At 71.1% G+C, this 21,060-nt stretch carries 22 protein-coding genes; 3 read left to right on the forward strand and 19 right to left on the reverse strand.

Features of this window, described 5'->3' with window-relative positions; translation table 11 throughout:
* Window positions 1-88: 88 nt before the first annotated feature.
* Both ACFQMF_RS01005 and ACFQMF_RS01010 read right to left on the reverse strand, forming a co-directional pair.
* Window positions 89-1,096 carry an AIR synthase family protein gene (locus ACFQMF_RS01005; RefSeq protein ID WP_256407256.1) on the reverse strand — a complete coding sequence of 336 codons (1,008 nt, stop codon included), beginning with the start codon at window positions 1,094-1,096 and terminating at the stop codon, window positions 89-91.
* On the reverse strand, window positions 1,093-2,394 hold the full coding sequence (locus tag ACFQMF_RS01010; protein WP_256407257.1) for an alanyl-tRNA editing protein: 1,302 nt from the start codon (window positions 2,392-2,394) through the stop codon (window positions 1,093-1,095). The genes ACFQMF_RS01005 and ACFQMF_RS01010 overlap by 4 nt, the downstream gene beginning before the upstream one ends.
* A gap of 85 nt (window positions 2,395-2,479) precedes the next feature.
* On the opposite strand from ACFQMF_RS01010, the gene ACFQMF_RS01015 reads away from it, so the two are divergent.
* Complete coding sequence (locus ACFQMF_RS01015; protein WP_256407258.1) at window positions 2,480-3,007, forward strand: winged helix-turn-helix domain-containing protein; 528 nt, start codon at window positions 2,480-2,482, stop codon at window positions 3,005-3,007.
* Window positions 3,008-3,049: 42 nt separating this feature from the next.
* Here ACFQMF_RS01015 and ACFQMF_RS01020 read toward each other — a convergent pair whose 3' ends face one another.
* Window positions 3,050-4,270, reverse strand: coding sequence for an acyl-CoA dehydrogenase family protein (locus tag ACFQMF_RS01020; protein WP_256407259.1), 1,221 nt, complete (start codon window positions 4,268-4,270; stop codon window positions 3,050-3,052).
* A 170-nt stretch (window positions 4,271-4,440) separates the two neighbouring features.
* Here ACFQMF_RS01020 and ACFQMF_RS01025 point away from each other — a divergent pair, with 170 nt between their 5' ends.
* Window positions 4,441-5,508 (forward strand): phosphotransferase family protein, encoded by a 1,068-nt coding sequence (locus tag ACFQMF_RS01025; protein ID WP_256407260.1) that lies wholly within the window; start codon window positions 4,441-4,443, stop codon window positions 5,506-5,508.
* 30 nt (window positions 5,509-5,538) lie between these two features.
* Here the strand turns inward: ACFQMF_RS01025 and ACFQMF_RS01030 are convergent, their stop codons facing one another.
* The 11 genes from ACFQMF_RS01030 to ACFQMF_RS01080 all read right to left on the reverse strand — a co-directional run bounded on the left by ACFQMF_RS01030 (window position 5,539) and on the right by ACFQMF_RS01080 (window position 14,708).
* Window positions 5,539-6,330: an SDR family NAD(P)-dependent oxidoreductase gene (locus ACFQMF_RS01030; protein WP_256407261.1), complete on the reverse strand. Its 792-nt coding sequence runs from the start codon at window positions 6,328-6,330 to the stop codon at window positions 5,539-5,541.
* On the reverse strand, window positions 6,327-7,976 hold the full coding sequence (locus ACFQMF_RS01035) for a long-chain fatty acid--CoA ligase (protein WP_256407262.1): 1,650 nt from the start codon (window positions 7,974-7,976) through the stop codon (window positions 6,327-6,329). Before ACFQMF_RS01035 ends, ACFQMF_RS01030 begins: the two co-directional genes overlap by 4 nt.
* Entirely contained in the window at window positions 7,969-8,682 is a 714-nt protein-coding gene (locus ACFQMF_RS01040) for an ABC transporter ATP-binding protein (protein WP_256407263.1), read from the reverse strand. The genes ACFQMF_RS01035 and ACFQMF_RS01040 overlap by 8 nt, the downstream gene beginning before the upstream one ends.
* On the reverse strand, window positions 8,679-9,464 hold the full coding sequence (locus ACFQMF_RS01045) for an ABC transporter ATP-binding protein (protein ID WP_256407264.1): 786 nt from the start codon (window positions 9,462-9,464) through the stop codon (window positions 8,679-8,681). The genes ACFQMF_RS01040 and ACFQMF_RS01045 overlap by 4 nt, the downstream gene beginning before the upstream one ends.
* Window positions 9,461-10,783: a branched-chain amino acid ABC transporter permease gene (locus ACFQMF_RS01050; protein ID WP_256407265.1), complete on the reverse strand. Its 1,323-nt coding sequence runs from the start codon at window positions 10,781-10,783 to the stop codon at window positions 9,461-9,463. The genes ACFQMF_RS01045 and ACFQMF_RS01050 overlap by 4 nt, the downstream gene beginning before the upstream one ends.
* A complete protein-coding gene (locus ACFQMF_RS01055) occupies window positions 10,780-11,673 on the reverse strand; it encodes a branched-chain amino acid ABC transporter permease (protein ID WP_256407266.1) in 894 nt (297 codons plus the stop codon). Before ACFQMF_RS01055 ends, ACFQMF_RS01050 begins: the two co-directional genes overlap by 4 nt.
* A gap of 15 nt (window positions 11,674-11,688) precedes the next feature.
* Window positions 11,689-13,014, reverse strand: coding sequence for an ABC transporter substrate-binding protein (locus ACFQMF_RS01060; RefSeq protein ID WP_303654637.1), 1,326 nt, complete (start codon window positions 13,012-13,014; stop codon window positions 11,689-11,691).
* Window positions 13,015-13,370: 356 nt separating this feature from the next.
* Window positions 13,371-13,571 (reverse strand): dodecin, encoded by a 201-nt coding sequence (locus ACFQMF_RS01065; RefSeq protein WP_256407268.1) that lies wholly within the window; start codon window positions 13,569-13,571, stop codon window positions 13,371-13,373.
* Between the two features lie 53 nt (window positions 13,572-13,624).
* Window positions 13,625-13,963: a DUF7116 family protein gene (locus ACFQMF_RS01070; protein ID WP_092566821.1), complete on the reverse strand. Its 339-nt coding sequence runs from the start codon at window positions 13,961-13,963 to the stop codon at window positions 13,625-13,627.
* A 57-nt stretch (window positions 13,964-14,020) separates the two neighbouring features.
* Entirely contained in the window at window positions 14,021-14,266 is a 246-nt protein-coding gene (locus tag ACFQMF_RS01075; protein WP_256407269.1) for a DUF5816 domain-containing protein, read from the reverse strand.
* A 76-nt stretch (window positions 14,267-14,342) separates the two neighbouring features.
* Complete coding sequence (locus ACFQMF_RS01080) at window positions 14,343-14,708, reverse strand: HesB/IscA family protein (RefSeq protein WP_256407270.1); 366 nt, start codon at window positions 14,706-14,708, stop codon at window positions 14,343-14,345.
* A 174-nt stretch (window positions 14,709-14,882) separates the two neighbouring features.
* On the opposite strand from ACFQMF_RS01080, the gene ACFQMF_RS01085 reads away from it, so the two are divergent.
* On the forward strand, window positions 14,883-16,340 hold the full coding sequence (locus ACFQMF_RS01085; protein WP_256407271.1) for a hypothetical protein: 1,458 nt from the start codon (window positions 14,883-14,885) through the stop codon (window positions 16,338-16,340).
* A gap of 51 nt (window positions 16,341-16,391) precedes the next feature.
* Here the strand turns inward: ACFQMF_RS01085 and ACFQMF_RS01090 are convergent, their stop codons facing one another.
* The 5 genes from ACFQMF_RS01090 to phnD form a co-directional block, all read right to left on the reverse strand.
* A complete protein-coding gene (locus ACFQMF_RS01090) occupies window positions 16,392-17,153 on the reverse strand; it encodes an HAD family hydrolase (protein ID WP_379791418.1) in 762 nt (253 codons plus the stop codon).
* A gap of 114 nt (window positions 17,154-17,267) precedes the next feature.
* Window positions 17,268-18,062, reverse strand: a complete 795-nt coding sequence (phnE, locus tag ACFQMF_RS01095; protein ID WP_256407273.1) for a phosphonate ABC transporter, permease protein PhnE — start codon at window positions 18,060-18,062, stop codon at window positions 17,268-17,270.
* A complete protein-coding gene (phnE, locus tag ACFQMF_RS01100; protein WP_256407274.1) occupies window positions 18,062-18,898 on the reverse strand; it encodes a phosphonate ABC transporter, permease protein PhnE in 837 nt (278 codons plus the stop codon). The genes phnE (ACFQMF_RS01095) and phnE (ACFQMF_RS01100) overlap by 1 nt, the downstream gene beginning before the upstream one ends.
* Before the next feature lie 3 nt (window positions 18,899-18,901).
* The gene (gene phnC / locus ACFQMF_RS01105; RefSeq protein ID WP_256407275.1) at window positions 18,902-19,750 is read right to left on the reverse strand and encodes a phosphonate ABC transporter ATP-binding protein; all 849 of its coding nucleotides are present in this window, start codon (window positions 19,748-19,750) and stop codon (window positions 18,902-18,904) included.
* 2 nt (window positions 19,751-19,752) lie between these two features.
* The gene (phnD, locus tag ACFQMF_RS01110; protein WP_256407276.1) at window positions 19,753-20,964 is read right to left on the reverse strand and encodes a phosphate/phosphite/phosphonate ABC transporter substrate-binding protein; all 1,212 of its coding nucleotides are present in this window, start codon (window positions 20,962-20,964) and stop codon (window positions 19,753-19,755) included.
* Window positions 20,965-21,060: the final 96 nt, after the last annotated feature.

Below are 21,060 nucleotides of genomic sequence, written 5' to 3' on the forward strand. Positions count from 1 at the left end.
GAGTTCGAGCGCGCGCGGAAAAAAGGTGAGCGATCGGGGTGGGGAGGCGAGACCGCGGTGAGTCCCGGCGCGGGCCGCGACCCACGCGTCAGTCCCAGAGCGGGTAGAGCTCGTCGCGCGGCGGCTCCTCGATCCGGTCGCCGTCGAGGAGGACGGTGCCCGCCTCGGGGGTCTCGCCGTCCTCGCCGTCCCCGCCGCCCGGCGCCCGCACCTCGCCGATCTCGCCGACGCCGATCCCGGCGGCGTCAAGCGCGTCGGTCGCCTCGCCGACGCGCTCCGGGGGCACCGCCGCCAGCAGCGCGCCGGAGCCGAACGTCGCCAGCGGGTCGACGCCGACCGCCGCGCAGCAGGCCTCCGTTTCGGGCCGGACCGGGACCCGGTCGCGCTCGACCGCGAGGACCGCCCCGCTCGCGCTCGCGGTCTCGACGAGCGCGGTCAGTAGGCCCCCCTCGGTCGGGTCGTGCATGGCGCTCGCGGCGTCGCGGACCGCGGCCGCGTCGGGGACGACGCTCACCTCGTCGAGGAACGCGGCGGCGGAGTCGAGCGTCGCGGCCGGCACGCCCGCATCGGCGCACCGCTCGCGGAAGTCCGTCGCGAGGATCGCGGTCGCCTCGATCCCGGCGCCCTTCGTGAGGAGGATCCGGTCGCCCGGCTCGGCGTCCCCGCTCGACACGAACCGTTCCGTGGTCCCGAGCGCGGTCATCGAGCAGAGCGGGCGCTCCAGCGACGGCAGCACCTCGGTGTGGCCGCCGACGACCGCGACCCCGAGCCCCGCCGCCGTCGCGTCCACCTGCTCCGCGACGGTCCGGAGGCGGTCCGGGTCGCCGTCGGGCAGGAAGAGCGTGTGCGTGAGCCAGCGCGGGTCCGCGCCGCTCGCGGCCACGTCGTTGCAGGCGACGTGGACCGCCAGCTCGCCCACGGCGTCGGCCGCCAGCGACAGCGGGTCCGCGGCGACGACGAGCGTCGGCTCCGCGCCGGTCAGGTCGATCGCGGCCGCGTCCTCGCCGTAGGCGGGCCCCGCCTCGACCGCGGCGTCGTCGGCCCCGGTCGCCGCGAGCACCTCGGCGAGCGCCTCGGGTCCGAGCTTGCCGGTCATCGGTCGCGCAACCAGGCGGCGACCGCCTCCGGGTCGGCGTCGAGCCCGCCCCCCTGCGCGAACGTCGGTCCGCCGCCCCCGCCGCCGCCGAACTCGTCGGTGACCGCGTCCACGACCGCGCCGGCATCGGGGCCCCCGCCGCCCGGGCCGTCCCCGCCGGCGGCCCCCTCCGCGACCGCCGCGACCACGAACGGCGCGCTGCCGGTGCCGACCGCCGCGACCGCGTCGGGGGCGTCGCCGTCGGTCACGTCCCCGTCGCCCGCGAGGAGCGCCTCCGCCGGCTCGCGCAGGTCGTTCGGGTCGGCGTCGTCGACCGTGCCGACGGCCCACGTCGCCCCGTCGACCTCGACCGTCGGGAACTCGGCGAGCCGGGCGGTCAGCAGGTCGGCGCGGGCCGCCCTGAGCTCGCCCTCCAGCCGGTCGACCTCGTCGCGGAGACGGTCGACGGCGTCGGGGAGGTCGCCGACCCGCGCGTCGAGGCTCGTCGCGGCGTCGAGCGCGGCCGCGTGGACCGCGGCGTCGTGGTCGATCGCGGTCGGCCCGACCGCGAACTCGACGCGGGTCACCCCCTCGCCGGGGTTCGACCGGTCGAGCACCGATATCGGCCCGATCTCGCGCGTGTTCCGGACGTGCGTGCCGCCGCAGGCGGCGACGTCCCACGCCGACGCGGCGTCGGACTCCCGGTCAGCGTCGGCCTCGTCGCGCCCGCCGACCGTCACGACGCGGACCGCCTCGCCCCCGCTCATCGCGCCCTCCTCGGTCTTCGTGTTGAACGCGATCCCCGGCACCGCGCGGGCCTCCGCCTCCGGGAGCGTCTCCCACGAGACGGGCAGCGAGTCCCACACGGCGCGGTTGGCGAGCCGCTCCAACTCGACGAGGTCCGCGTCGTCGAGGGGCTCGGCCGTCGTCAGGTCGACCCGGACCTTCTCCGCCGAGATGTCGAAGCCGGCGTAGCCCAGCTCCTCGCAGGTCCGGCGCGCGGCGCCGTACAGCACGTGCGAGGCGGTGTGCGCCCGGGCGCAGTACGTCCGGAACGCGTCGTCGACGACCGCCGAGACCGTCTCGCCGACCGCGACGGACTCCGGGGGCGCCTCGCTCAGCACGTGGACGACCCGGCCGTCGCGCTCGGTCACGTCGTCGAGGAGGACGCCGTCTATCGTTCCCCGGTCCGCCGGCTGGCCGCCCGACTCGGCGTAGAAGAACGTCTCGCTCAGGACGACCTCGCGGCCGTCGACCGACTCCACCGTCGCCTCGAACGCCCTGACCTCGGGCTCCGCCGGCGCGCGTGACGCAGTCATTGCCGGCCCGTGGTGGCGGTCGGGTAAATAGGTGTCCGCCCGTCCAAATACTGATTACCGTGACGCCTCCATCCTCACGGAACGCATGCCCGAGAAACCGATCGCCGACTGGAACCTCTCCGAGCGGGACGCGATCATCCTACAGGAGCTCGCGCGGGACCCCCAGCTCACCTCCCGCGGGCTCCGCGACCTCCTCGCCGAGGAGCACGACATCGACGTCTCCCACGTCACGGTCAACGAGTCGATCCGCCGAATGCGCGACGACGGCGTGTTCCGCGAGGCGCTGGTCCCCAACGAGGAGCACCTCTTCTTCTCGCTGTTCGAGTTCCAGTTCAACCCCGAGGGGTTCGACGAGCACTGGCGTGACGCGCTCGAACACGTCCGGTCGAGCCGCCACACGTTCATGTACTTCCTCTCGGACGGCGACTACCAGTGGAAGACGATCATGATGTTCGAGGACCGGGAGCAGGAGTCGAAGTGGATCCACGAGTTCTACAAGGAGTACGGCGAGCTCGTCAACAACCTCCGCAACTCCGTCGTGACGAACGTCCTCAAGTTCGGGACCGACCCAGAGCTGTTCGAGGTGTTCCAAGCGGACGGCGACGACGAGTGACGTCGGGGGAACAGGGGGCGACCGCCGCCCTCGACCGCCGGCTCAGTCGAACTCGCCGAACCGCGTGACCGACGCCAGCTCCTCGGTCGGCGGGTCCGCGAAGGCGTCCCGCGCGATCGACCGGCGGTGGACCTCGTCGGCGCCGTCGACGAGCCGGAACTGCCGGACGTTCTCGTGGAAGCGCGCGATCGGCAGGTCGTACGCGATCCCGTTGCCGCCGCAGAACTGGAGCGCGTCGTCGATCGCCTCCTGGACGACGTTCGCGGCGAACGTCTTCGCCATCGCCACCTCGATCCGCGCCTCGTGGCCGTCGGCGATCCGCCCGGCGGCGTGCCTGACCATCGTGCGGGCGGCGTGGAGCTCGGTGCGGCGGTCGGCGATCCGGAACCGGGGGCCCTGCTTCTCCGAGAGCGGCTCGCCGAACCCCTCCCGCTCCGAGAGGTAGGCGGTCGCGATGTCGAGCGCGCGGTCGGCCATCCCGGCGTACCGCATACAGTGGGTGAGCCGGGCCGGCCCGAGCCGCCGCTGGACGAGGGTGAACCCCTCGTTCTCCTCGCCGAGCGTGTTCTCGACCGGGACCCGAACGTTATCGAACCGGATCTCGGCGTGGGTCGTCCCGACCAGCCCCTCGCCGAGGTGCGGGATGTTCCGGACGACCTCGACGCCGTCGGCGTCGGCGGGCACGAGGATGACCGAACAGCCGGCGTACGGGTGCGCCTCCCGATCGGTACGGGCGAAGACCAGCAGCAGCTCCGCCTCGACGCCCCCGGTCGTCCACCACTTGTGGCCGTTTATCACCCACTCGTCGCCGTCCTTCTCGGCCGTCGTGCCGAGCATCTTCGGGTCCGACCCCCCGCCCTGCATCGGCTCGGTCATCGCGAACCCCGAGTCGATCTCGCCGGCCGCCAGCGGGCGGAGCCACCGCTCCTTCTGCTCGTCCGTGGCCGCGATCTCCAGCGTGTGCATGTTGCCCTCGTCGGGCGCCGCACACCGGAGCGCGGTCGGTCCGAGCAGGCTCCGGCCCGCCTCCTCGAACACCGGGAGCATCTCGCGGAAGCCGAGCCCGAGCCCCCCGTACTCCTCGTCGACCTGCGGGGCGTAGACCCCCGCGTCGCGCGCGGCGTCGCGCAGCGCCTCGACCTCCGCCGGCGGGATCGGCCCCCGCCCGAGCCACTCGCGCTCGACCGGCAACACCGTCTCGTCGACGAACTCCCTGACGGCCGCGGCGATCTCCGGCCCGCGACCGATGTCGTCGTACTCCATGGTGTCGCTTGTTTAGCAATGTAAATAGTAGTTCCGGCAACGCGCGCCCAAAAGGCTATAAATCCCGAGCCTAACCGCTCTTGTATCCCAGATAGATTTACAATGTTAGTCAAATACGCCGGAAAGAGCGAACTTCGTTCGGCTCCGTCGCGGGGGGAGGACCCCCGGCCATGACGGACGCCGACTACCTCGACCGGCTGGTCGACGACGACGCGCTCGGGGCGTACCTGACCGCCGAGTTCGGGCCGGCGGACGCGTTCGCGGTCGAGCGGCACGCCGAGGGGCACTCCAACGAGACGCTGTTCGTCACGTGGGGCGACCGGGAGCTGGTGGTCAGGCGACCGCCCCCCGGCGAGACGGCCGACACGGCCCACGACGTGCTCCGAGAGCACCGCGTCGTCGACGCGCTCGGCGACACCGCGGTCCCGGTCCCCGAGGCCCTGCGGGCCTGCGACGACCACGCGGTCCTCGGCAGCGACTTCTACCTGATGGAGCGCGCCGAGGGCGACGTGCTCAGGGAGACGGAGCCGGAGCGCTTCGCCGACCCCGCCGCCCGCGAGCGGATCGGGACCGAGCTCGTCGACACCCTCGCCGCGATCCACGCGGTCGACTACGAGGCGGTCGGCCTCGGCGAGTTCGGCCGCCCCGCGGGGTACACGGCCCGACAGGTCGAGCGCTGGACCGGCCAGCTCGACTGGGCGTTCGAGACGACCGAGGTCGTCAGGGAGGTCCCAGACCTGGTCGCCGTCGGCGAGTGGCTCGCCGACAACGTCCCGGACGACCACGCCGAGACGCTCGTCCACGGCGACTTCAAGCTCGACAACGTGATGTACGGCCCCGGGACGCCGCCGGAAGTCGTCGCCGTCTTCGACTGGGAGCTGTCGACGCTCGGCGACCCGCTCGCCGACCTCGGCTGGCTGCTGCTGTTCTGGCACGACGAGGGCGACCCGGAGCCGCCGATGCCCGACCTGATGTCGACGTTCACCGCCCGGGAGGGGTACCCGACCCGCGCGGCGCTGATCGAGCGCTACGAGACCGCGACGGGCCGCGCGTTCGCCCACGAGCGGTTCTATCGGACGCTCGCGGCCTACAAGATGGCGGCGCTCGGCGAGATGTTCCTCGCGCGGCACCTGAACGACGACAGCGACGACCCGCTGTACCCGAAGATGGAGACGCAGGTGCCCGCGCTCGCGGCGCGCACCCTGGCGTACGTCGAGGGCGAGACGGAGCGGCTGTAGGCCCTCAGCGGGGCCGTCGACGGCGACGACTCACCGCGCCGTCCAGCCGCCGTCGGCCGCGAGCGTCTCGCCGGTGACGAAGCTCGCGGCGTCGCTGGCGAGGAAGGCGACCGGGCCCGCCATTTCCATCGGGTCGGCGAACCGATCGAGCGGCGTCCGGTCGAGGATCGACTCCCGGAGCCGCTCGTTCTCCCGGAGCGTCTCCGTGAGCTCCGTCGCGACGTACCCCGGCGCGACCGCGTTCACCCGAACCTCGGGCGCCCAGTCCAGCGCCGCGCTCTTCGTGAGCCCGACGAGCCCGTGCTTCGAGGCGACGTACGGGTGCTGTCTCGGCAGGCCGACCTCGCCCGCGACGCTGGCGACGTTGACGACGCTGCCGCCCGCCGCTCTCAGGTGCGGGCCGGCGGCGCGGAGGGTCCGGAACGCCCCCCGCAGGTTCACGTCGAGCACGTCGTCGACCGCGTCGCTCTCGACCTCGGCGGGGTCGCCGAGCGCGTCGCCGGGGTTGAACCCCGCGTTGTTGACGAGGACATCGAGCGAGCCGAACGCGTCGACCGCCTCGTCGACGAGCGCCTCGACGTCGGCGTCGTCGGTCACGTCGGCGGTGACCCCTCGCGCCTCGACGCCGAGCTCGCGGGCCTCGGCGGCGACCGCCTCGACCTCCGCCGCGGTCCGCGCCGAGGGGACGACCGTCGCCCCCGCGGCGGCCAGCCCGAGCGCGATCGCCTTCCCGATCCCGCGGCCGCCGCCGGTGACGACGGCGACCTCCCCGGAGAGGTCCGGGAGGGCGTCGTCCGGCGTCGGGGGGGTCTCGCCGCTCATTCCTCGCCCCCCGCCCCGGGCGCGTACGGGAGGTCCGGGTCGTCGACGGCCTCCCGGAGCGTCTTCTTGTCGAACTTCCCGGTCGCGGTCTTCGGGATCTCCTCGCGGAACCGCACGTCGTCCGGGAGCCACCACCGCGGGAACTCGTCGGCGAGGAACGCGCGCACGGCCTCGACGTCGAGCTCGCGGCCCGCCTTCGGCACGACGAACGCCAGCGGGCGCTCCTGCCAGCGCTCGTGCGAGGCGGCGATCACGACCGCCTCGGCGACGTCCTCGTGGGCCATCAGGGCGTTCTCCAGCTCGATGCTGGAGATCCACTCGCCGCCCGACTTGATCACGTCCTTGACGCGGTCGACGACCTCGACGTAGCCGTCCTCGTCGACGGTGGCGATGTCGCCGGTGCGGAGCCACCGCGCCCCGCCGTCGTCGGCCTCGGCGAAGTCGGTCTCGTCGGCCTCCGGGCGGTCGTAGTACTCGCCGACGACGGTGGGCCCCCGGACGAGCAGCTCGCCGAACGCCTCGCCGTCCCACGCGACCGGGTCGCCGTCGTCGTCGACGACCCGCATCTCCAGCCCGGGCGAGAGCAGCCCCTGTTTCGCCCGCTTGTCGAGCTCCGCCTCGCGGTCGGCGCCGGCCATCGCCGACGTCGGCCGGGAGACCGACCCGATGCTCATCGTCTCGGTCATCCCCCACGCGTGTTCGATCGTCACGTCGTGTTCGTCCTCGTACCGGCGCATAACTTCCCGGGGCGCCGCGCTGCCGCCGACGACGATCCGCTCCAACGAGGAGAGGTCGCCGCCGTGCTCGTCGAGGTGGTCCAGGACGTCGATCCACACCGTGGGGACGCCCGCGGTGAGCGTCACGTCCTCGGCCTCGATCAGCTCGACGAGGTCCGCCGGGTCCGGCGACGGACCCGGGTACACCTGCTTCGCGCCGGCCATCGTGACGGCGTACGGGAACTCCCACGAGTTCACGTGGAACATCGGGACGACGGGCATCACCACGTCGTCCTCGGCGATGTCGAGCGCGGCGGGCGTCATCACCATCATCGCGTGGGCGTAGATCATCTTGTGGGTGTACTCGACGCCCTTCGGCTTCCCCGTCGTCCCGGAGGTGTAACACATCCCGGCCGGGTCGTCCTCCGAGAGCGGCGGCCACGACGCCACCGGGTCGGCGTCGGCGATCAGCTCCTCGAACGCCGACAGCGGTATCTCCGACGCCGTCTCCGGGACCGAGTCGCCCATCACGACGACCTCGCGGACGCCGTCGATCCGGTCCCACAGCCGGTCGAGCGTCGCGACGGCGTCCTCGTCGACGATCAGCACGTCGTCCGCGGCGTCGTTGACGATGTACTCGACGTGGTCGTCCTGTAGGAGGAGGTTCACCGTGTGCAGCTGCGCGCCCGAGAGGGGGACCGCGTAGTACGCCTCGAAGTGCCGGTGCGTGTTCCAGCCGAGCGTCCCGACGCGGTCGCCGGGCTCGACGCCGAGGTCCGCGAGGGCGCCAGCCAGCCGCCGGACGCGGTCCCCGAAGTCGGCGTACGTGTACCGGTCGACCCCCTCGCGAGTGCGCGAGACGACCTCCGTCTCCGGGAACAGCCGGGTCGCCCGCCAGAAGAACGGGCGGAGGGTGAGCTCCTCAGGCATCCGCGCTCCCCACGGAGAGGTACGTTTCGAGGAGGTCGTCGCGGTCGCGGATCTCCTCGACGGTGCCGTCGAAGACGATCTGGCCGGTGTCCATGATGTATCCCCGCTCGGCGAGGTCGAACGCGAAGTCGACGTTCTGCTCGGTCAGCAGGACGGTGACGTTCTCGTCGACGACCGTCTGGACGATCTCGCGCAGGTCGTCGACGATGACCGGGGCGAGCCCCTCGGTCGGCTCGTCGAGGAGCAGCACGTCGGGCGCCTGCACCAGCGCGCGGGCGACCGACACCATCTGCTGTTCGCCGCCGCTGAGGTTCCGCCCCCTGTTCCCTCGGAGGGAGTCGAGCGCGGGGAACAGCTCGTACATCTCCTCGACCGGCCGCGGGTCGCTCGCGAGGTTGCGCGCGAGCCGGAGGTTCTCCCGGACCGTCAGGGTGGGGAACACCCGGCGGTCCTCCGGGACGAGCGAGATCCCGAGCGCGTTGATCTCGTCCGGGGACTTCCCGGCGATCTCCTCGCCGCGGAACGTGATCGACCCGGACCGCGGCGGCGACGCGCCGACGACGGACCGCATCGTCGTCGTCTTCCCCGCCCCGTTCCGTCCGAGCAGGGTCACGACCTCGCCCTCGTCGATCGAGAGCGAGACCTCGTGGAGGACGTGGCTGTTCCCGTAGTACGTGTCGATGTCGTCGACGTCGAGTATCGTCATACGCTATCACTCCCCAGGTACGCCTCCGTCACCCGCTCGTCCGTCAGCACGTCCTCCGGCGTCCCGTCGGCGAGGATCGCGCCCTCGGCGAGGACGACGATCCGGTCGGAGATGTCGGTGACGACGTCCATGTTGTGTTCGGTCACGACGAACGTGGCGTCCAGGTCGGCGTCGAGCTCGCGGATCAGCGAGACGATCTCGGTGACCTCCGTCGGGTTCATCCCCGCGGTCGGCTCGTCCATCAGGAACACGTTCGGCTCGATGGCGAGCGCCAGAGCGATCTCGACGGTCCGCTTCTCGCCGTGGCTCAGGGTGTCACACGACGTGTCCGCGATCCCGGTGAGCCCCGTCAGCTCCAGCAGCTCCTCGATGTCCGCCTCGACCGCCTCGTCCCCGGTCGCCCGCGACCGGAAGTCGAGGCGCGTCTTCTCGTGGCTGATCCGGGCGACCCGGACGTTCTCGCGCACGGTGAGCCCCTCGAAGATATTCGTGATCTGGTAGGAACGCGAGAGCCCGGCCTGCGCGACCTCGTGCGGCTCGGCGTCGGTGACGTCGCGGAGGCCGTCGTCGCCCGCCGCGGCGTCGCCGCTCCGTAGCCAGACCGAGCCCGCGGTCGGCCGGAGCACGCCCGTCAGCAGGTTGTAGAACGTGGTCTTGCCGGCCCCGTTCGGGCCGATGATGCTGGTGATATCGCCGTCGTCGATCTCGATCGACACGTCGTCGACGGCGGTCAGTTCGCCGAACTGCTTGCGGAGGTCTTCGGTCTTGAGAACGGTCGTCACGAGTCGTCACCTCGGTGGGGCCGCGAGTCGTCGCGCGGTGCGCCTGCGGCGGATCCGCCGTCGGCGGTCGCGTCGTCAGTTGCGCGACCGCCGTCGATGGTCGCGTCGTCGGCTGCGCGACCACCGTCGATGATCGCGTCGTCGGCTGCGCGACCGCCGTCGATGATCGCGTCGTCGGCTGCGCGACCGCCATCGGTCGCGGCGCCGTCGCCCGCGTCGGTCGCCTCGGAGCCGCCGGAGTCACCGGAGTCGCCGCCGCCGGCGTCCCCGTCCCCGAGCAGCCGATCGCGAAGCAGCAGGAGCCCGCCGACGGCCCCCTGCTTGAAGAACAGCACGACGGCGATGAGCAGCGCGCCGAAGAACAGCTCCCAGTACGCTTCGAGCGTCGGGAAGCGGCTGATCGCCCAGCGGATGTACAGGAAGACGAACGCGCCCACGATCGGTCCGGAGAAGTAGGTCGCGCCGCCGATCACGGTCGCGATGACGGCGATCGCGCTCGTCGACCAGTGCGTCAGCCCCGGGGACGCGACGCTCGCGAGCCCCGCGCGCAACACGCCGGCGATCCCGACGACCGTCGCCGAGACGATGAACGTCATCCAGCGGTGGTGCCTGACGTCGATCCCGAGCGCGGACGCCCGGTCGGGGCTCTCGCGGATCGCCTTACAGACGGTGCCGAACGGGGAGTTGACGACGCGCCACACCCCGTACGTCGTCGCGAGCACGGTGACGACCGTGAGCGCGTAGTACACCTGCCGACCGCCGAGCCGGACGCTCGCGGCCCCCAGGTCGACGCTCCCGAGCAGGACGATGACCCCGTCGGTCCCGTTCGTCAGCCCCGCCGGGTCCTGGATGATCAGCGAGTAGCCGAGCATCCCGAACGCGAGCGTGATCAGCGCGAAGTAGATCTCTTCGAGCCGGACGCTGAGCCACCCGACGGGCACCGCCACGGCGACGACGAGCGTCAGCCCGACGACGCCGCCGACGACGAACGTCGCGAGCGGGGCGACCCCGGCGCCGACGACGTCGGCGACGACCGGGCTCAGGTCCCGTAACACGATCGCGAGCCCGTAGGCGCCGCCCGCGTAGAACAGGCCGTGTCCGAACGACAGCAGTCCCGTGTAACCGTACAGCAGGTTGAAGCCGAGCGCGAACAGCGCGACGACGAGGAAGTCGGTGAACAGGTAGACCTGGAACGTCGGCCCGAACGCCAACAGGACCAGGCCGACCGCGGCGAGCAGGCCGAACCGTTCGCGGGTCCAGCCGTCGGCGACGGCCGCGCCGAACGCGCGGACCCGGCCGCCGGTGTCGGTCGCGCTCATTCGCCGATCCCCCCGAACAGCCCCTCCGGGCGGAACAGCAGCACGATCACCATCGCGAGGAAGGGGATCGCGATGCTACCGGCGCTGATGAACTGCGGGCCGAGGCTCTGCATCATGCCGATGAGCATCGCGCCGACGAACGCCCCGCTCATGGAGCCGAGCCCGCCGATGACGACGACGATGAACGCGTCGATGATCACCTGGTCGCCGAGCGCCGGACTGGTCGACTGCAGGGGCGAGGAGAGCGCGCCGCCGAGCCCGGCGAGCACGCTCCCGAGGAAGAAGACGCCGGTGTACAGCCGCGGCACGTCGACGCCGAGCATCGCCGCCATCTCGCGGTCCGAGGAGGTGCCCCTGACCAGCGAGCCGAAGTACGTCCGCGTGATGAACAGCCAGAGGCTCGCCAACACCGCGACGGCTAGGCCGATGACGACCAGCCGGTACGCGCTGAACGTGCTCCCGCCGAGCGACACGGAGAAGTTGAACACGTCGGGCGGGTCGATCGAGTACGACCCCGACCCCCAGACGAACCGGACGGTCTCGTGGATCACGAGCACGAACCCGAACGTGACGATGAGCTGGTCGAGGTCGGCGTCGACCCGGTCGTAGAGCCGCCGGATCGCCGCGAACTCGATGACGGCGCCGACGACGCCGACCGCGAGAGCGCCGGCGACGGCGGCGAGCCAGAAGTTGTCCACGACGTTCGTCACGACGGCGAGCGTGACGTACGCGCCGAGCATGTAGAACCCGCCGTGCGCGAAGTTGAGGACGCCGAGCACGCCGAAGATGAGGCTCAGCCCGACCGCGATCAGGAAGAGCCGGCTGCCGAGGCTCAGCCCGATGACGACGTCGGCGACCCCGATCAGTGGAACGAGAGATGGGAGACTCATGGAGGCGGCGGCGGGTTAGATTCCCGTCGGGAGGTCGGAGTCGCCGAGCGCCTCCGACAGCACCTCGGGGCCGGCGTCGTACCGGTCCACGGGGTCGAGCACGTTGCTCTCCCACTCCTCGTCGTACGTGACGGTGCCCCAGACGGACGCGACCGTCGCCTGGTTCGTCTCGCTGAACTCGTAGTCGCCGACCGGGCCCGAGTGCTCCATCCCGGTGAACTCCTCGACGAGCGCGTCGGCCTCCGTGCTCCCGGCCGACTCGATCGCCTGCTTGTACAGGTGGAGGGCGCGGTAGGCGCCCTCGGCGTTGTACGTCGGCAGCGACCCGTACTCCTCGTAGTAGGCCTCGCGGAACGAGTTGTTCGTCTCGGTGTCGGGCACGAACGGGTCGTACCGCGTGGAGGCGTACTCGCCCTCCGGGAGCGGGCTCCCCTCGCTCGGGTAGTCAGTGCCCATGCCGACGCTGAACAGCGTGTGGTCGATCTGGTCGAACCAGCCCGCGTCCTCGGCCTGCCCGATGAACGTCGTGAGGTCGGCGCCCCACAGCGGGGTGAGCACCGCGTCGGGGTCCGCGTCGAGGATGGAGCTGATGAAGGGGGTGTAGTCGCTCGTCGCCAGCGCCGGGAACTGCTCGGCCGTGAACTCGGCCTCCACGCCGAGCCCGTCGCAGAACGCCTGGAAGTAGTCCCACGTCTCGTAGCCGAACGCGTAGTCGGGGCCGATGGTGGCCCACTCGGTGGCGTCGAGCCCCTCGGCGGTGCGGGCGGCCCCGTAGATGTCCTGCGCGAGGCTGTTGGAGTCGCGGAACACGTACTCGTTCCCGACCGAGTCCTCGTGTTCCCCCTCCGGCGAGGTGACGAACGGCGTCGCGGCGTGGGTGATCATGAACGGCATCTGGAGCTGCGCCACCTGCGGCGCCACGGCCTGCGCGACCCCGCTGGAGTCGAGTCCGAACAGCCCGTCGACGTCGTCCTCCTGCACGAGGCTCCGGATCTGCTGGATCGCGGTGTCCGCGCTCGCCTCCGTGTCGCGGACGACGACCTCGACGTCCCGCCCGTCGATGCCGCCGTTGTCGTTGATCTCCGACTGCGCGAACTCGATCCCCCGCTCCGCCTCCTCGCCGTACAGCGAGGCGAACCCGGAGAGGATGTACGTGGCCCCGAGCGTCACCGGACCGCCGCCTCCGCCACCGCCCGAACAGCCGGCCAGCGCGACGGTCGCGCCGGCGCCGGCGGCCTGCAGGAACCGTCGTCGATCGACCGACGATCGGGTTTCCGAATCCGTCTCGACATCGCCAGTTCGGTTACTCTTGTTTCCGACATTCGAATCTGAACTTACCATTGTTAACGATTGTCCGTGTGTGTCCACTCCACATAAATATGTAGGTCAGAGACGCCCACTCTCGCCGCCGGACCCCCGGGAACGGCGGTAATGGCGGACGTCACGCGACGAAGACGTGTCAGTCGAGACGATAGCCTGCGCGCTCGGCCGCGCTTCTCGAAGGGGTCATAAAAAACGGAACCCGCCCGCGACTCCCCCGCGAGCGTCTCGCCTCGACGGCTCTCGGCGCTTCGTCCGAGGCTTTCGGCGCTTCGTCCGAGGCTTTCGGCGCTTCGTCCGAGGCTTTCGGCGCTTCGTCCGAGGCTTTCGGCGCTTCGTCCGAGGCTTTCGGCGCTTCGTCCGAGGCTCTCGACGCCTCAGTCCGACAGCTCGAACGCGACCTCGACCTCCGCCTGGTACTCCCGGTCGGCCGCGCTCTGTAGCTCCACGCCGAACTCCTCGACCTCCGCCCAGTAGACGTTTTCGAGCGTGTCCTCGGCGCGGTCGATCGCGTCGTCCGCGGCGGCGTCGAAGCTCTCCTCGCTCGTCCCGATCAGCGTGATCTTCTTGAACACCATGTCACGCGTTGATTGGACGCACGGGAGTATAAAACGGGGCGGTGAAAACGCCGTCAGGGGCTGCCGGGCGCGCCTTCCATCACCGCGAAGTCCTCGCCGTCGGCGTCGATGCCGATGACCGCCCAGTCGTACGGGGGCTTCTTCGAGACGAGGCGGTCGCGGAGGTCGCCGGCCCGGTCGCGCCACGTGACGAAACAGCGAAGCCGCGGGGTCTCGCCGCCGTCCGTCAGATACGGGTCCAGGTCGTCGTCGTCCATGCAAAGCACCGTCACGAGCACGCGTCGCCACTTCCGCTCCGCGACGAACTCCTGTCCGCCCTCGGAGACGGTGTAGCCGAGTTCACGGAAGACGTCTCTGGCCTCGGTCGTCGGTGGGATGCTCGCAGTGGCCATCTGTCTCGTCGTTCGCCGTCGTCCGTGATAAACCTTCTCACGATTTCTCGACGGCGGTTATTCGTGCGCTGCGTCCCACTCGTCGGGCTTTCGGATGTTGCCGCACTCCGTGCACTGGATCCGGCCCATCGTGTCCATCGCGGTGTCGAACGACTCGCAGTTCCCGCAGCGGAATCCCCACCGATCCGACCCGTCGGCGTCCGCGAAGACGACGTAGAACGGCCCCTCGGCGCCCCGCTCGGCCATCGTCCGATCGGTGTACACCCGCTCGCCGTCGGTCGTCGTCGACCCGTCGAGACTCATACCCGTCACTACCGGTCGGAACCGGTTAAAAACGTGCGTCGACGGCGACGCGGGGAGGGGCGGCCGGCGCGTCGCCTCACGTCCGGAACGACTCGCCGCAGCCGCACTCGGAGACGACGTTCGGGTTCTCGACCTCGAAGCCGGCCGCCTGCAGGCCGTGCTCGTAGTCGAGCTTGCTCCCGCCGATGTAGTTCCGGCTCGCGGGGTCGACGAACACGCGGAGCCCGTGGTGTTCGACGACGAGGTCGTCGTCCTCCGGCTCCGTGTCGAACCGCATCCCGTACGAGAGGCCCGCGCAGCCGCCCTGCTGGACGAACAGCCGGAGCCCGGCCTCCTCCGTGTCGAGGTCCTCGCCCTCCAGCAGGGAGAGCGCCTCTTCCGCGGCGTCGGGGGTCACCTCGATCGCCGGGTCGCTCGACGCGTCGACCGTTTCGGTGCTCATACGAACCAGTTCCGTTCGCACGGTAAAAACCCTGCCGGCGGAACCCCGCCCGTCGTTGCCGATGACGGTTACGTTCGCCGGCCGCGCCGCTCGCCTCCGATCCCCGCCGACCGGTGTCCCGGCCAGCGCGACCGTCCGCGGTACGTTTGTGTGGCTCGAACGCCTACTGGCCCCGTGAGCGTCCCGTCAGAGGCGGCGTTCGCCCGGCGGTACCGGTCGCTCTCGGCGGCCGAGCGGCGCGAGTTCGTTGCCGCGCTGTGGACCGCGCGCGGCTGGGAGCGAGTCCGTCGGGCGGACGAGTCGAACGTCGTCGTCGTCCGACGCGACGGCCGAGAGCGGCGCGTCGCGGTCGGGACGCCCGTCCCGGACGACGCCGACGCGGTCGTCGGCGACGGGTCGCGACGGCCCTTCTCCGCCTCGCCGCGTCGGCGGGCCGAGGCGGTCGGCGCGACGTACCTCTCCCCGGCCGACCTCCGCGAGCGGCTCCTCTACGGGGTCGACCGTGACGCGGCGGACCGCCTGTTCCGCGAGCGGTTCGGCGTCTCCCTCGCGACCGCCGCGGCGACCGACGACGGGGGGCGGGAGGGCGTCCGACGCCGCCTCTCGCGGGTCCGACGGGCGGCGGCGATCGACGGGCGAGGCGCGCTCCTCGCCGTCGTCCTCGTCGCGCTGCTGGCGGCTGCCGTCGCGGTCCTCGCCGCCGGCGGACCGCCCGCGCTCGCCGGCGTCCCCGGGTTCGGACCCGCCGCCGGCGACGCGGCCCCGGTCGCGCCCTCGCCGCCGGCCGACGGGGAGTACGCGGCCGCAGCGAGCGCGATCGGGACGGCCGAGTCCGCGGAGCGCGGCGCGGCCGCGCTCGACGACGCGGCGTCCCTCGGGCTCGACGAGGAGGCGCTCACGGGGACGATCGGGTCGACCGCCAGGACGCCGCCCGGCGTCTTCCTGACCGGGGTGTACGACCCGGACGCGCTCGCCGAGGCTCACGTCGCCACCGCGGCGAACCTCTCGTCCGCGTCCGTCCTCCTCGTCGCCTCGGGCCCGGCGAACGCGACCGATCTCGACGCGGCGACCGGCGGTCGCGTGGGGATCGCCGGCGACGGCGGCGTCGAGGTCGCGGTCGCGTCGGCGCGCCGGTACCGGCTCACCGGCTCCGCGAACGCGTCGGTCGTGAACGCGACCCGCGACGGGGTCGTCGAGGTGTTCGCCGACGGCGACGCCGTCTACCAGCGGGCCGCGGGGCCGGCGGGCGTGGAGACCCGCCGCGTCGCCCCCTCGGCGGCGCCGAACGCGACGAGGCTCGCCGCGACGGTCGCCGAGGAGCCGATCCGGCGGTTTCTGAACGGGAGCGAGTCGACCGTCCGCGCGGCCGCCACCGAGGTCCCGCTGTACCGGATCGAGGTGCGCGGCGAGCCGCGCGCGCTCGGCGACGAGGTCGACGACTTCCGGTCGGTCGCGTTCGTCACCGCCGACGGGCTGGTGCTCGAACTGTCGGCGACGTACGTCCACGAACCGACCGGGGAGCGGGTCCGGGTCGCGTTCCGGTACGACCGCCTCGGCGACACCGCCGCGGTCCCGCCGGCGTGGTACCCGGAGGTCGCGTCCGAGGAGGACGACGGCGACGGGGCGGGGTGACCGTCGCTCCGATCCTCCGAATCCCGCACCCACCGCGCTCGCCGAACTCGCTCACCGCGTTCGGTCGTCCGCGCCGTTCGCTCTCGGACGCCCCGCCCCCTCGGGCGAGCCAGCATCGACGAGCCCGATCAGCTCGCGGAGGCTCCCGATCTCGGCCGCCGGCTCGACGCCGAGGTCAAGGTCGGCGTTGTGCTCGCGCCTGAGGAACACTCCGTCGAGCCCGGCGCGCTCGGCGGCGATCACGTCGGTCGCGCGGTCGCCGACGTAGAGCCCGCCGCGGGCGCCGAGCGCGTCGAGGGCCTCGTCGAGGTAGTACGGGTCCGGCTTGCGGCGGCGGAACCCCTCGGGGCCGAGGTCCCGGCCGCGGACGAACGAGAACGCGTCGAGCCGGAAGTGGTCGACGACGAACTCGACGGTCGGGTGGTAGTTGTTGCTCACGAGCCCGACCGGGACGCGCTCGGCGACCGCGTCGATCGCGTCGACGTCGGGACAGAGCCGTCTCGTCCCGGCCGCCAGCCGCTCGACCGAGCGCTTCGCGCTCCGCTCCTCGCGGGCGCGGAACAGCGCCGCCGGGTCGACGCCGAGCGCCGCGCAGGCGTCACGGAACCCCTCGTCGTACGCGTCCGATTCGAGCGAGCGGCGGCGGTCGCCGGCGACCTCCAGTCCGCGCTCGTCGAGGACGTCGTCGAGCGCGCGGGCGTGGACCGCCGAATCGGTCCCCCAGCCGTCGAGGACCACGCCGTCCATGTCGAAGAGGACGACTTCGTCGTTCCGTCCGTCAGTCCGGGCGTCGGTATCGTGAGTCATTATCATGTATCTCGTGTCTCGTCGTCCGTTCGCGGATCGACCGCGGCGCGAGCCGTTCGTACTTACCTACCGTTCCATCTCGGCGGACCGAAGCCGGGACTGCCCCGCAGACAGGGAGTTTCAGCGCACCTTCCGGCGGGCGTACGCCGACACCCCCTCGCTCACCAGCACGACGCCGAGGATGGCGACCAGAAGCGCCGACACCGTCCGCCACGCGAACGAGTCGATCGCCTCGAACAGCTGGACGCCGATCCCGCCGGCACCGACGAACCCGAGGATCGTCGCCGCGCGGACGTTGATGTCCCAGCGGTACACGCTGAGCCCGACTAAGGCGGGCTTGATCTGCGGGACGATCCCGTAGATAAGCAGCTGAGCGGGGCTCGCGCCGGTCGCGCGGACTCCATCCACCTGTCCAAAGTCGATCTCCTCGATCTCCTCGCCGAGGAGCTTCGCGAGAAACCCGATCGACCGGACCGCGGTCGCGACGGTCCCCGCGAGCGCGCCCGGCCCGAGCATCACGACGAACAGCAGCGCCCAGACGATCGTGTGGACCGACCGCGAGACGGTGACGATGAGCTTCCCCAAGGCGTACGTCGCCCGGTTCGGCGTCGTGTTCTCGGCGGAGATGTACGCGACCGGGGCCGCCATCATCACCGCCGCGATCGTCCCGACGACGGCGATCTGTATCGTCTCGGCGAGCGGGCCGACCGCGTTCGGCAGGTACCCCCAGTCCGGCGGGACCATCCGCCCGAAGAGGTCGCCGACCTGCGCCGGCGCGGTGCTCACGTACTGGAGGCTCATGTCGAGCCACTCCCACGAGGCGACCACGACGGCGACGGCGACGGCGACGGACCCGATCCGGAAGAGCCGCTCGCGCGCGTCGAACCGGCTCCACTCGCGCGTGGCGCCCGCCATTACTGGACCCTCCGCCTGACGACGGCACTCACGAACTCGGCGACGAGGACCACGGCGATGATCGCGACGAGGATCGCCGCCACGTAGTCGTACTCGTACCGTTGGTAGGCTCGCTGGAGGAGGACGCCGATCCCACCGGCGCCGACGATCCCGACGATCGTTGACGACCGGATGTTGATGTCCCATCGGTAGACGGCGAGGCCGGCGAACCGCGGAACGACCTGTGGGACGACCCCGTAGACCACGCTCTGAAAGCCTGTCGCGCCGGTCGCTCGGACTGCCTCGACACCGCCCACGTCGATGTCCTCCAGGTCCTCGGCGAACAGTTTCGAGAAGAAGCCGATCGTCTTGAAGCTGATCGCGACGATCCCCGCGAGCGGGCCGAACCCGAGCGCGATGACAGCGATGATCGCGACGATCAGTCCATCGATGGCGCGCGTGGCGCTGATGATCCCGCGGCTCAGGTAGTACACCGGCCGCGGCGCGAGGTTCTCCGCCGCTCCGAACGCGACCGGCAGGCTGATCGCGATCCCGGCGACGGTGGCGACCATCGCCATCGCGATCGTCTCGATCATGCGGTCGAACAGCCTGAGCGTGTATTCGCTGCCGGTCTCGGGTGGCAGCATCGAGTCGATCAGCTCGTAGCCGTAGCCGAGTCCCGAGAGGAACCGCCCGAGGGTGATCTGTAGGCTCGCCACCGACCAGACGACGAGCGCGAGGACGGCCCCGTACACCGCCCACTTCGTGTACCGGTTCCGGAACGCGGTCGGGCGCCGCCACGTCCGCCGATCCGCCGCGCCCGTTGACCCCGTCGGCGAAGACGACTCGGTCGCCACGGGTCAGTCCTCCGCGGGCAGGCGGTCGGACCCGGCGTTCTGCCCGTTCCGCGAGTTCGACTCGTCGTCCGGACCCGACAGCCAGTCCGGGTCCGTCGCGGCCGATTCCGGCGGCTCCTCGCCGCGGTAGATGATTCCCTTCGACTCGTCGGTGAGGTCGCTCGCCGGCCCGTCGAAGACGAGTTCGCCGGCGTGGAGCCCGAGGATTCGGTCCGCGTACGCCTCCGCGAGGTCGACCTCGTGGATGTTGATCAGCACGGGCACGTCGCGGTCCTCGGCGATGTCGGTGAGCAGTTCCATCACGTCGCGGGAGGTCTCGGGGTCGAGGCTCGAGGTCGGCTCGTCGGCCAGCAGGATCTTCGGCTCCTGGACGACCGCCCTCGCGATGCCGACGCGCTGGCGCTGCCCGCCGGAGAGCTCGTCGACCCGCTTGTCCTCCATGCCGTCGAGCCCGACGAGGTCCAAGAGCTCGTAGGCGCGCTCGACGTCCTCCGGCGGGAAGTTCCGTCGGAGAGCCGCCCAGTTCGAGACGTAGCCGAGCCGCCCGGAGAGCACGTTCTCCATCACGGTGAGCCGCTCGACGAGGTTGTACTCCTGGAACACCATCCCGATGTTCCGGCGCGCGTCCCGCAGCCCGTCGTCGTCCAGCGCGGTCAGCTCCGTCTCGTCGAGGCGAACGCTCCCCGTCGTCGGCTCGACCAGCCGGTTGATACACCGGACGAACGTGCTCTTGCCGGCCCCGCTCGGCCCGATCATCGCGACGACCTCGCGGCCGTCGATCCGCACGGAAACGTCGCTGAGCGCCTCGTCACCGGTCGGGTACGTCTTTCCGAGGCTGTCCGTTTCGAGCATCGTTACAGGTTCCCGCTCTCGTACTCGACGCCGTTGTACCGCTGGATGATCAGGATGTCGTTGAAGACGTTCTTGTAGTCGATTTCGACGTACTCGGCCTCACCGGTGTTTTCGGCGTACTCGGTGTCCGTCCAGTCGGTCCCGATGGTCGCTTCTTTGATCCCTTCGACGATGTCCGGGTGGAGGTCGTAGCGGTGGACCATCGGACCCGGCGGGAACGGGTTGCTCGCCCAGACCACTTTGAAATCGTCGTAGTCGATGTCCTCTGTCGCCTGGACGAGGTCGTCGACGCAGGTGCTGCAGATCGGCCCGGCGTCGTAGTCGCCCACCGCGATGCCGCGGGCGGTCTGGTCGTGGCCGCCCGAGAAGTTGACCTCGTAGTCCTCTCCGGCCGTCACGTCGAAGAACTGGTCGAAAAGCGCCGACGGCGCCTGATTGCCCGAGTTCGACGCCGGTTCGGAGTGTGCGATCTCGACGTCGTCGCGCGCGAAGTCGTTGACCGACTGGATATCGTGCTCGTCGTCGCGGGTGACCGCCAGCAGCCGGTAGCCGAACTGTCCGGAGGGACTTATCGGGACCGCGAACGGGACGACGCCGCCGAGGTTGACCCCGAAGGCGGACGTTCCGGTCGAGATATCGCCCAAGTGTCCGCGTCCCGCCCGAAACGACTCGACCGTCGCCGCGTTGGAGTCGACGGGCTGCCACTCGACCGTCCGGCCCGTGGTCTCTTCGAGTCGGTCCAGCAGCGGCTGGATGGTATCCTGGTACTGCGTCTGGCCGGACTCGCCGGGCTTGTCCACGAAAATGAGCGGGTCGGGGTCGACCCACTCGCTCTCGTCGTCGGGCAGCTCCCGTGGCGGGTCGCCGTGAGCTATCTCCTCGACGTCCTGGTTCCGCATGTTCTCCAGGTCCGTCTGGCTCCCCTGGAAGTAGTCGTTCTCCGAGACCGCCGTCATCAGGTAGTTATTCTCCTCCCAGTTGGGCTCGGCTGGATCGAACTCCGAGGCGTCCGCAAGCATCGGGTCGCCCGATCCCCCGTCACCGCCGTCCCCGCCGTCGCCGCCGTCCAAGCCCGCGCCGGCCTCGTCGTTACCGCTACCGCCGCTGCTCCCACCGGTACAGCCTGCCAGTCCGGCGATGCCGACCGCTCCGCCGGCCATGATGAACTTACGCCGCGAACTCGACTCCCGCCGTTGGCCGCTGTCTTCCACCATTGCGGATCGAAAACCGCGTTTTACGGGCAAGAAGCCTGCTATGAGCCGAATATGGCCGTCTAAACCGCTCTGTGGTGGGGCGGCACACACTGTGCG

This window comes from Halorubrum rutilum (assembly GCF_042665015.1).
Classification (GTDB): Archaea; Halobacteriota; Halobacteria; order Halobacteriales; family Haloferacaceae; genus Halorubrum; species Halorubrum rutilum.